Raw genomic sequence first — 10,340 nt, 5'->3', positions numbered from 1 at the left:
CACATTGGTTCGTCTTGTTCAGTTTTCAAAGGTCTTTGTCGCTCTCGCGCGACAACTATATTAGTATATCATGACCTTACCTTACTGTCAATACTTTTTTCCAAAATTTTTTATTTTTTTGAAAGTTCATTTATACACTGTCAACTTTCAGTTCTTAAATTGTATTTTTAAAATCCTTCAGATAGTTCTCTAATTTCTTTTTCATTTTTGTTTTTCCTAGACATCTTCTGTTTGCTAGTAATGCTTCATATTGTTCTTTTTCTTTTACTGTTAATTTTTCTTTAAAACGTTTTAATGCATCTCTCAGAACAACCAGCTCATCTAAATATATTTTTCTTGATGAAATTCTGTGACTAATTTCTCCAATTTCAATATATGGAAGTCTATTTATTTTTCTCTTATCACTTTCCTGTTGTCTTATTTTATCTTTAATATGATTTCTAAATTTTGTTTTAAAATATGTATAAAGTAATTCTTCATTTGTTTCAATTTCAGGATTTTTTTGATAAAGTTCAAAGAGTGTTAGCTGTCCTTCTTGTTCCCAATCATCCTTTTCCCATAATTGAATATAATATTCTTTTTCACATTTTCTTACGATATATTTTACTTTTTGATACATTTTATTAAATTCCATAAGCTCTCCTTTACTTTTATCTGTATTTTATAAAAATAAAGAAGCACATTGGACTTTTTTTCTATTCTGCACGTTTTTTTAACTATTTGGTTATTATTTTTAATTATTTTGTCCAAATACACAAAAAAACTGCCACTTGGTGACAGTTCATCGATAGTCCGTACGGGATTCGAACCCGTGTTACCGCCGTGAAAAGGCGGTGTCTTAACCCCTTGACCAACGGACCATTTTTACAACATATTCTATTATACAGAATATTTTTACTCTGTCAACACTTTTTTAATAAAAAAAGAAGGAAATATTTTCCTTCTTTTGAATTAGTTATTTTCTTCTAATTTTGACTTAATCTCATCATATGATAGAGGTTTTGCTTCTTCTTCTAATTCATGCTCTGAATTTTCAGGCATTTTTCCTGTTTCATATAATGATTTAATTTGAACACTATCCAAGGTTTCATATTTTAATAGAGCTTCCGCAATTAGTTTATGCGTTTCTCTATTTCCTTGAATAATTTCTGCCGCTTTATTACGGGCTTCATTCAACAGACTACGAACTTCTTCATCAATTTCGTAAGCTGTTCGTTCTGAAATCATTTTTTGTGGGCTTTGAGCACCAAACATTGCATGATTTCCTTCATATTGGACCGGTCCAAGTTTTTCACTCATACCATATTCTGTCACCATTGCACGCGCCATTTGGGTAGCTTGTTCAAAGTCATTTGAAGCACCCGTTGTTTGCGAATTGAAAATAATTTCTTCGGCAACACGTCCTCCCATGAGCCCAGCTAATTGTTCTTTCATATCTTCTTTAGAAAGTAACATTTGATCTTCTTTAGGAAGGGCAATCATGTAACCGCCTGCACGACCACGTGGAACAATCGTAACTTTATGAACTACACGAGCATTTGATAAGACCAAACCAACGATTGTATGACCAGCTTCGTGATAAGCAACCATTTCACGTTCTTTTTGTGAAATCGTCCGATCTTTCTTAGATGGACCTGCAATAACACGATCTTCTGCTTCATCGATATCAGCAGCATCAATTACTTTTTTATTTCGACGAGCTGCAACCAAGGCTGCTTCGTTCAAAACATTTTCGAGATCAGCACCGACAAATCCTGGTGTTTGTTGAGCAACTAATTTCAAGTCCACATCTTGAGCAAGTGGCTTATTCTTAGCATGAACACGAAGAATTGCCTCACGACCTTTCACATCTGGACGTCCAACCAATACTTTACGGTCAAAACGGCCAGGACGAAGAAGGGCAGGGTCAAGGACATCAGAACGGTTAGTTGCTGCGATAACAATGATTCCTTCGTTGCCTTCAAAACCATCCATCTCAATCAAGAGCTGGTTAAGGGTTTGTTCACGTTCATCATTTCCACCACCAAGACCTACACCACGCTGGCGCCCAACAGCATCAATTTCATCGATAAAGATAATGGCTGGTGCTGCTTTTTTAGCATCTTCAAAAAGTGAACGAACCCGGCTAGCACCGACTCCGACAAACATTTCAACGAAGTCAGAACCAGAGATACTGAAGAATGGCACTCCAGCTTCACCAGCTACTGCTTTTGCTAAAAGGGTTTTACCAGTTCCGGGAGGGCCTTCAAGAAGCACACCTGCTGGGATTCTTGCACCCAATTTAGTAAAGCGTTTTGGATCTTTTAAAAATTCAACAACTTCAACAAGTTCTTGTTTTTCTTCTTCAGCTCCTGCTACATCTGAAAAACGAACTTTAATATCTTCTTTATTAGCAGCGCGGGCTTTATTACGACCAAAGTTCATGGCACCTCTGGCACCTCCGCCACCGCCTTGGTTCATCATTGAGAAGAAGAAGAACATGACAATAACAAATGGAACAATTGAAGTGAGAATTGTTATCCACATGCCACTTGAGCTCTCACGCTTAATGGTGATTTCTGCTTTGTGGTCAGCTGCTAATTTTTGTAATTCATTGACAGTGATATCAGATGGAAGGATGACACTAGTAAAGCGAGATACTTTTTGAACACTTGGGGTAAAAAATTGAATTCCTGTATCTTCTTTTGATTCTTTTGCTTTATTATAGGTACCTGCAATTTCAATCACACTACCATTTGGTTGGTAACTGATTGTTTTTACATTATCATTTTTAATTTCTTTGACCAATTCTGTGTAGTTGATTTGCTGACTTTGACCAACCCCATTACCCGCAAAAAAGTACTGGAATCCTGTCACAGCCGCTACAATAATCAACAAATACAGAAATGGATTTCGGACAAAACCGTTATTTTTTCTGTTATTCATCTAGTCTCCTCTATTTTGAGTACACTTCCTCTTTTAATACACCAACATAGGGTAGGTTACGATAATTTTCATCATAGTCTAAACCATATCCTACAACAAACTCATTTGGAATCGTAAAGCAGGTGTAATCTGCTTCAATCTCAACCAAACGGCCTTCAGGTTTATCCAGTAAGGTAGCAATCTTTACAGATGCTGCATTTCTTTCTTCAAAGAGTTCTTTTAGACTCTTGAGAGTTTTACCTGTATCGATAATATCTTCTACAAATAAAATATCTCTACCAGTAATATCTTGGTCGATATCCTTGATAATATTAATAATACCTGAGCTTGCCGTACCACCATGATAACTTGAAACCAGCATAAAATCCAATTCAATATGTGTATCCACGTGGTTGATCAACTCTGCCATAAATGGAACAGAGCCTTTCAAAATTCCAACAAAAATTGGATTTTTTCCTTGGTACTCTTTTGTTAGGGTTTCACCCAATTTCTTTGCTGCTTCTACAATTTCATCATGTGAAACCAATACTTTTTTTATATCTTTTTCTAACATGTTTTTACCTATCTATTTTTTGAATATAAAGACTATCTTTCATTATACCACTTTTTGAGGGCTTACTCAAATCACTCGTTACCAATCCCACTACAGAAAGAATATTATGATTCTGTTCTATAATGAGAGCTTTTTGCCGAAGCGAAATTGGAATTTTATGGTTGATAAACCACCGTCTTAATTTTTGATGGTGGCCATTAACAAGCAGCTGATCTCCTTCCTTTCTCCCTCTAATTAAGATGGGAGTTTCGCGTGAAACAGAAAGAATTTCTACATTTTCCCCTACTAATGGTTGTCCAAAAGATAGTTTATAATTTGCAATTTCAAAGATATTCCCAAATTCTAACAAAAATGGGAGGGGTTGGTCATCCGACTTTTGACTGATTTTTTGTATTTCAAAGAAATCATATTCTTGATGTAGTTCATAATTCGACTTTAAATAATGAATGCAATTTCTTTTTTTTCGCAGTAAATTTAATAATTCTTGAAACTGTACCCTACCAAGTTGCAAATCTGGGAATTGTGCCAAATACTCTTCTAATAAGAATGATTGTACAGAATGAGAATACGTTCTAAAAGAAGCTAAATCTTGAATGCTTAACTCGCTAGTCAATTCTTTCAGTGCTTGGTGCCAATGAGTAACTTCCTCTGCTAAATAACGAAGACTTACTTGCATTTGGGGATTTTCTTTTTCAAATTCTGGAAGGTATTGATGGCGTACACGATTTCGAAAATAGTCCTGTGAGTCATTGCTACTATCTTCAAAGTGAGGGATTTTCATCAACTCATCTTTGGTAAAAGTTAACAAAGGACGGATTAGCTCACCCTTGCCAAATGGTTGGCGTACAGGAATGCCACTTAAATGGCGTAATTTTGTTCCTCGTATCAAGCGCATGAAAGTTGTTTCAGCTTGATCGTTTGCATGATGACCTGTTACTAAAGCGGTGCAATCCTCTTTCTCCATAATCTGTTTAAAAAAATCATAACGAAAGGTACGAGCTTTTGCTTCTGTAAAATCACCCGAATAGTGAGCCACATGGATACGTGTTTCTCGCCTATCAGCTAGCGTTCGAAGTTCACTTTCTTCTAAATCCGATTCTGGTCTTTGTCCATGATTGACATGAGCGAGTACCAGATGGATTTTCAATCGTTCTTTATTCTTATATAAAAGTTCATACAGATTCATTGAATCCAATCCACCAGATAAGGCAACCAAAACACGACGATGGGGAGTAAATAGATCTTGTTTTTCACAAAACTCTAAAAATCGCTTTTCCATTATTTCAATACCTCATAGATATCTTTTGAAATGTTGGAAATCGTATCATAATTCGAATGATCTGTAAAAATGGCTATTACATAGGGTGAATTTGTGTATACAATCGCAACATCATGTCTAAAATCATAGGCATCTCCAATTTTATGAGCAACTTTTACTGGAAGGTCACGCGCAATCCGTTGATTATCATATTTTGTAGAGGAGAGCGCATCAATAATAGGGCCATTTTGTTGATAGACAGCCTCCATGACATTGCCAGCCATTTCAGCGGATGCTTCTCTTTTTTCAACATCCCAATGTTTCTTTGCAATTTTATCCAATGTTTTTTGGAAATCTTGATCTGATTGATGAGTGACATAATAATTCAATATATTATGTCCAACATTATCTGATTCTTTTGCAATCTTATCTATCAACTCTTGAACACTATATTCTTTTCCATCTGGTGTTTTTGAAAGACTACCACTTCCTTCTGGTTCATAGCCTCCTTTGAAATCATTGACTTCTGGAATATATTTGTAGGTTGTAGTTGGAGAAATGGCTTTTTTATTGAGCTGTTCTTGGACGTAGTACAAGTATGGTAATTTCGTTACACTGGCAGAATACATTTCTTTTTGCGGATTGATTCCAGCAGTATTTCCAGTCTCTAATTGTTTTACATAGATTCCATATGAAGGAGAATTGTATTTACTATTTAACAAGTCCTGAACTTTTTCCATTCGATTATCTTTTTCAGTAACGAATGCCTTGTTCACCCAGCCCTGACCTTCAATCTCCACAAACTCATCTCGTAAAGTCTTAGCTGTACGTAAGACTGTCACTTTTGTATAAGGAGAAAGAGGTGTATTTTTTTCTTTTGCACCATTTATTAAGGGTCGGTCATACACTTTAAAACCAGGTTTTAGCCACATGTCTTGTTTTTTTTCTTGTGTTTCTTGTACAACATCAGAAAAAATGACAGAAGAATCTGCTAATACATATCCTTTATCTGCTATTTTAAATACAGCTTTCCCTTCATCATTTACAAAGAGTTGTTCGATTGTAAACGGTGTGTTGGGAAGAATTTCTCCTTTTGCTTTTTTCAACTGAGGATCAGAAAAAACAGAAATTTTGCGATAGATATTAGGGTTCGCTGGAATTGAAGAAAAATAAAGTTCTGATGGATGAGCTATTGTCTGAGAAGACTCAGACTGCTCGACACTCGCTGCTTGAGACCCAATAAATAAAATTGGAACTAACAATAGGAGCAGAAATCGTTTAGACACCTGTATTCCTTTCCTTTTCATCCTTTTGAAGTTTAATCATTTGGTTTTTCTTTTTTAATTCCTCTAATTTTTCATCCGAAAATTCAAGAAATTGTTTAACTGTTTGTAAGATATTTTCCATCGGTTATTGGGGGAGTAAATCTGGGATGGTATAAACATATTCACCATCTTTTGAAAAAGAATACTTAGCGCGTGCATATTTTGTTGCATAATCATCGTCTTTTAATTTTTTAGCGATGTCTTGTTGGTATTCTTTTTGTTCACTTGTTTCTTTATACTCTTTTTCCAACTGTTTGTATTGTTCTTTTTTATCTTGTAGCGATTGATAGCTCTGGGCTAAATTATAAGTTGGAAGAATAAACAGTAACATGACCAATATCAAAACGAGCCCTAGAAAACGATTGCGTTTTTTTCTTTCTTCTTCTAAAAAACGTTTTCGCTGACTTTCGTCTTTGATATATTTATTGTTCATTTGAACGATATTTTTAGGCATCTTCTTCTATCCTTGTTTCACTAATTATTTCGTACATTTTGGATGCATCTTCTTTTTTTGTACTATCCAACATTTCCAAGACTTTAACCGTCAATACTTTATTTCCAAAACGAACTTCAATTTGATCATTCACTTTCAAATCCGTTGAACTTTTGGCTAATACTCCATTGACTTTGATTCGCCCTTTATCTGCAACTTCCTTTGCAACAGGACGACGCTTAATAATGCGAGAAACTTTTAAATATTTATCTAATCTCATACTGTCACCTCTAACATAGTATTGTATCATTTTTTATACATAAAATGCGAAAAATGAGCTAAGAACTGCTAGTCCTCTTCTTTTTCTTGTTTAATTTCCAATAAGGTTTTACCAAATTGCTTCAGAGCTTCTAAAATTTCAAAATCTTTCTTATTTCGAATATCGAAGATCACTTCAATCAATCCCTTTTCTTCTGCAATCTGTGCCTTTAACTGTGTCATGGACAGAGCTTTGAAATAATCCTGTGTTAAAAACAGTTGTTTGGCAATAGGTTCAAATTTCACTGTCACTTTTTGTTGTTTTCTCTCAACAAGACGGACAAATACTTGATCCAAGTAAGCTTTCACTAAACCAATTTCTAGTAGGTAGGCCACAACATCTGGGTATTCTCCAAAACGATCGATCAATTCATCTTGCAAATATTCATAGTCCGTCGCAGAATTCATTTCACGAATTTGTTTGTAAATTTCAATTTTTTGACGTTGATCTGAAATATATTCATTAGGTAAATACGCATCTATTTGAAGGTTCAACTCTGCATTACTCTTTTGCCTGCGATGCTCTTGGCCTTGTTTCTTAGCAATAGCTTCTTCTAACAATTGAGAATACATTTCAAAACCAACTGAATCGATGAAACCAGATTGAGAAGCTCCAAGGATATTCCCTGCTCCACGGATCGATAAATCTCGCATAGCAATTTTAAATCCAGACCCCAACTCAGTAAAACCTTTAATAGCTTCTAAACGTTTTTCAGACACTTCTGTAAGAGATTTGTCTGGACGATACATCAAATAAGCATAAGCAATTCGGTTGCTTCGTCCCACACGACCTCTTAGTTGATAAAGAGTTGAAAGTCCCATATGATCCGCATTTTCAATAAAGAGTGTATTGGCATTTGGAATATCCACACCTGTCTCAATAATGGTTGTCGTCACTAAGACATCGTATTCGCCATTAATGAAATCCAACAGGGTATTTTCCAGGCGAACTTCACTCATCTGACCATGAACAAAGCCAATCGAAGCTTCTGGAATCAACTCTTTTAATTCAGACACCTTTTGTTCAATTGTATCTACCTTATTGTAAAGATAATAGGCCTGTCCTCCACGATCCATCTCCCGCAACACAGCATCTCGAATAATGGTTGGATTAGTCTCTAGTACAAAAGTTTGCACAGGATACCGATTGGTCGGAGGTGTTTCGATGACAGACAAATCTCGAATTCCTAGCATAGACATATGAAGAGTTCGAGGTATAGGGGTAGCTGTCAAGGTAAGCACATCCACCTTTTTTTTCAATTCTTTCAAGGTTTCTTTGTGCTTCACTCCAAAACGTTGTTCTTCATCGATCACGATTAAGCCTAAGTCTGAAAAAACAACATCTTTGGACAAGAGCCGGTGAGTTCCAATAATAATATCCACTCGTCCTTTTTTCAACTTTTCAAGCGTTTCTTTCTGCTCTGCCTTACTCTGGAAACGGCTTAAAACAGCAACCTCTACTGCAAAAGATTCAAAACGCTCCTTAAAATTGGCATAATGTTGTTGGGCAAGAACCGTGGTAGGAACCAGCACTGCTACTTGTTTATGATCATTTACTGCCTTAAAGGCTGCTCGCATAGCGACCTCTGTTTTTCCAAAACCGACGTCTCCAACCAGCAATCGATCCATCGGACGATTCGATTCCATATCTTTTTTGATTTCTTCAATGGAACGTAATTGATCATCTGTTTCAATATATGGAAAATCTTGTTCAAAAGCCTCTTGGTTTTCATCATCTTTGGAATAGGCAAAGCCTTCTAATTGACTACGCTCCGCATAAAGTTTTATCAAATCATCCGCAATGTCCTCCACCTGGGTCTGAACCTTTTGCTTCGTTTTTTGGAAACGCCCATCATTTAACTTGTTAATTTTTGGCGTTTTTCCATCACTTGCAACGTATTTGGACAACATCTGAATCTGATCGACAGGAATCGAGATGCGATCTCCATTTTGATATTGAATTGAAACATAATCACGATGGACACCCGAAATTTCAATCGTTTCAATTCCCAAAAATTGACCAATACCATGAACTTGGTGAACAACATAGTCCCCTTTTTCCAATTCATTATAATTTTTTAGGCGTTCTGCATTGGAAATATTTTGCCTACGAATCTTTCGTTTGATCTTTTTCTGATAAATCTCTGATTCTGTAATGTAGACAATTTTTTCATCAACAAATTGAAAACCGTGAGCTAATCCTCCAACGACTAATTGACTAGCTTGAGGAATGATCGTATCCCCATCAATATAATCTAATCGAATCCCATACTCTTCTAAATTTTTATGGAGCTGTTGAAGATTGTGATGAGAAGTTGCTTGGACAATAACAGTATAGTTTGATTTTCGATACCGTTCAATTTCCTCTTTTAGTAAATCAAATTGTCCAAAAAACTCCTGCATGGGATATTGATTGAATTGATACAAATGATCAAACTTCAGATTTCCCAATCCTTTTTGAAAGTTTGAAAAATAAGTTGCAGGCGTATATTTTCGTAATGTTGTACTGGTGTCTGCAAAATACACTTGGCGAGAAGAAGCTCTATTTTTATGTAAATCTTCCGTCAAGAGATTAGCTGTATCTAGTTCAAATCTCGCTATTTGATCTGCTATTTTTTGATAATCATCCAGAAAGACTGGAGTATGTTTAGGGAGATAATCGAATAGGGTATATTGCTTCTCGTAAAAGAAACTAATAAATTTTCTAAGATCCGGATGGAGTTTCCTTTGAGAAATATCTCCCAGAATTTCTGCTAGATAAGATTTAAATTCTTCATTTGCACTCTGTTCTTGCAATTGTTCGATTTGCTTCTGACCACGGATGAAATCTTCCTCTTGCAATAATAGATCACTCACTGCTTTCAGTTGAACTTCTTCAACATTTTCAACAGAACGCTGGCTTTCGGGGTCAAAGATTCGGATCCCATCAATCTCATCCCCAAAAAATTCAATCCGATAGGGTTGGAGTTGGTCGATCTCAAAGATATCTAAAATATCTCCTCGTAGACTAAACTCTCCCTGTTGCAAAACTTGGCTTACCTTTTGATAGCCAATCTTCTGTAATGTTTCACTCAAAGTAGTTAAGTCTATTTCTTGACCAACCTTCAATTGAAAAATGCTAGATGCAAAAACTTTAGGAGAAGGTAATAGTAGTTTTATACCACTCACATTGGTCACAAGGATGCCTTGACGATCTTCTTGACATAAAAAGTTCAAAGCCTCTAATCGTGCAAATTGCCTTTCTTGTGAAGCAAAAACAAATTCTGCTAAAGGATTATCATCTCCCAAAAATGTATGGACTTTCTCTTCTCCAAGTAGGGCAATAAAATCACTGGCCAATCGTTCTGCTTCGTTATAACTGGAAGTAATGAGGACTGCTTTTTCAATAGAATCAAAGGCTGAAGCCATTACAATAGCCTTTGTGGTCGCAGACAATCCTAAGATCAATTCCCTATTATTTTTTTGAAAACCTTGTTGCCAGGATAGAAGGTTGGAGTTTTGACTCACTAAATCAATTACATTCATCTA

Annotated in this window: 9 protein-coding genes and 1 tRNA gene; all 10 read right to left on the bottom strand. The window is 35.8% G+C overall.

Annotated features, from left to right (window positions below):
* Positions 1-154: 154 nt before the first annotated feature.
* Positions 155-634, bottom strand: a complete 480-nt coding sequence (locus tag NFR56_RS05235; protein WP_049473250.1) for a sigma-70 family RNA polymerase sigma factor — start codon at positions 632-634, stop codon at positions 155-157.
* A 154-nt stretch (positions 635-788) separates the two neighbouring features.
* A tRNA-Glu gene (locus tag NFR56_RS05230) sits at positions 789-860 on the bottom strand.
* Between the two features lie 91 nt (positions 861-951).
* Positions 952-2,925 (bottom strand): ATP-dependent zinc metalloprotease FtsH, encoded by a 1,974-nt coding sequence (gene ftsH / locus NFR56_RS05225; RefSeq protein ID WP_049473251.1) that lies wholly within the window; start codon positions 2,923-2,925, stop codon positions 952-954.
* Positions 2,926-2,935: 10 nt separating this feature from the next.
* Positions 2,936-3,478 (bottom strand): hypoxanthine phosphoribosyltransferase, encoded by a 543-nt coding sequence (gene hpt / locus NFR56_RS05220; protein ID WP_003018402.1) that lies wholly within the window; start codon positions 3,476-3,478, stop codon positions 2,936-2,938.
* A gap of 4 nt (positions 3,479-3,482) precedes the next feature.
* Positions 3,483-4,757 carry a tRNA lysidine(34) synthetase TilS gene (gene tilS, locus NFR56_RS05215; protein WP_134974854.1) on the bottom strand — a complete coding sequence of 425 codons (1,275 nt, stop codon included), beginning with the start codon at positions 4,755-4,757 and terminating at the stop codon, positions 3,483-3,485.
* On the bottom strand, positions 4,757-6,043 hold the full coding sequence (locus NFR56_RS05210; protein WP_031574830.1) for a serine hydrolase: 1,287 nt from the start codon (positions 6,041-6,043) through the stop codon (positions 4,757-4,759). The genes tilS and NFR56_RS05210 overlap by 1 nt, the downstream gene beginning before the upstream one ends.
* A complete protein-coding gene (locus NFR56_RS05205) occupies positions 6,015-6,143 on the bottom strand; it encodes an SP_0009 family protein (RefSeq protein WP_003009253.1) in 129 nt (42 codons plus the stop codon). The genes NFR56_RS05210 and NFR56_RS05205 overlap by 29 nt, the downstream gene beginning before the upstream one ends.
* Positions 6,144-6,146: 3 nt before the next feature.
* A complete protein-coding gene (locus NFR56_RS05200; protein WP_003009251.1) occupies positions 6,147-6,515 on the bottom strand; it encodes an FtsB family cell division protein in 369 nt (122 codons plus the stop codon).
* Positions 6,508-6,774 carry an RNA-binding S4 domain-containing protein gene (locus tag NFR56_RS05195; protein ID WP_003002258.1) on the bottom strand — a complete coding sequence of 89 codons (267 nt, stop codon included), beginning with the start codon at positions 6,772-6,774 and terminating at the stop codon, positions 6,508-6,510. The genes NFR56_RS05200 and NFR56_RS05195 overlap by 8 nt, the downstream gene beginning before the upstream one ends.
* Positions 6,775-6,842: 68 nt before the next feature.
* Positions 6,843-10,337 carry a transcription-repair coupling factor gene (gene mfd / locus NFR56_RS05190; RefSeq protein ID WP_134974855.1) on the bottom strand — a complete coding sequence of 1,165 codons (3,495 nt, stop codon included), beginning with the start codon at positions 10,335-10,337 and terminating at the stop codon, positions 6,843-6,845.
* Between the last annotated feature and the right edge of the window lie 3 nt (positions 10,338-10,340).

The sequence above is a fragment of the Streptococcus caecimuris genome (assembly GCF_943193075.1).
GTDB classification, from domain to species: Bacteria; Bacillota; Bacilli; order Lactobacillales; family Streptococcaceae; genus Streptococcus; species Streptococcus caecimuris.
The sequence above is the reverse complement of the archived record's forward strand: the minus strand, read 5'-3'. Positions and strand labels throughout refer to the sequence as shown.

Bases quoted from the DNA above. Each gene is read 5' to 3' on its own strand.
- NFR56_RS05235 (WP_049473250.1), bottom strand. From the start codon at position 634: ATGGAATTTAATAAAATGTATCAAAAAGTAAAATATATCGTAAGAAAA.
- ftsH (WP_049473251.1), bottom strand. From the start codon at position 2,925: ATGAATAACAGAAAAAATAACGGTTTTGTCCGAAATCCATTTCTGTAT.
- hpt (WP_003018402.1), bottom strand. From the start codon at position 3,478: ATGTTAGAAAAAGATATAAAAAAAGTATTGGTTTCACATGATGAAATT.
- tilS (WP_134974854.1), bottom strand. From the start codon at position 4,757: ATGGAAAAGCGATTTTTAGAGTTTTGTGAAAAACAAGATCTATTTACT.
- NFR56_RS05210 (WP_031574830.1), bottom strand. From the start codon at position 6,043: ATGAAAAGGAAAGGAATACAGGTGTCTAAACGATTTCTGCTCCTATTG.
- NFR56_RS05205 (WP_003009253.1), bottom strand. From the start codon at position 6,143: ATGGAAAATATCTTACAAACAGTTAAACAATTTCTTGAATTTTCGGAT.
- NFR56_RS05200 (WP_003009251.1), bottom strand. From the start codon at position 6,515: ATGCCTAAAAATATCGTTCAAATGAACAATAAATATATCAAAGACGAA.
- NFR56_RS05195 (WP_003002258.1), bottom strand. From the start codon at position 6,774: ATGAGATTAGATAAATATTTAAAAGTTTCTCGCATTATTAAGCGTCGT.
- mfd (WP_134974855.1), bottom strand. From the start codon at position 10,337: ATGAATGTAATTGATTTAGTGAGTCAAAACTCCAACCTTCTATCCTGG.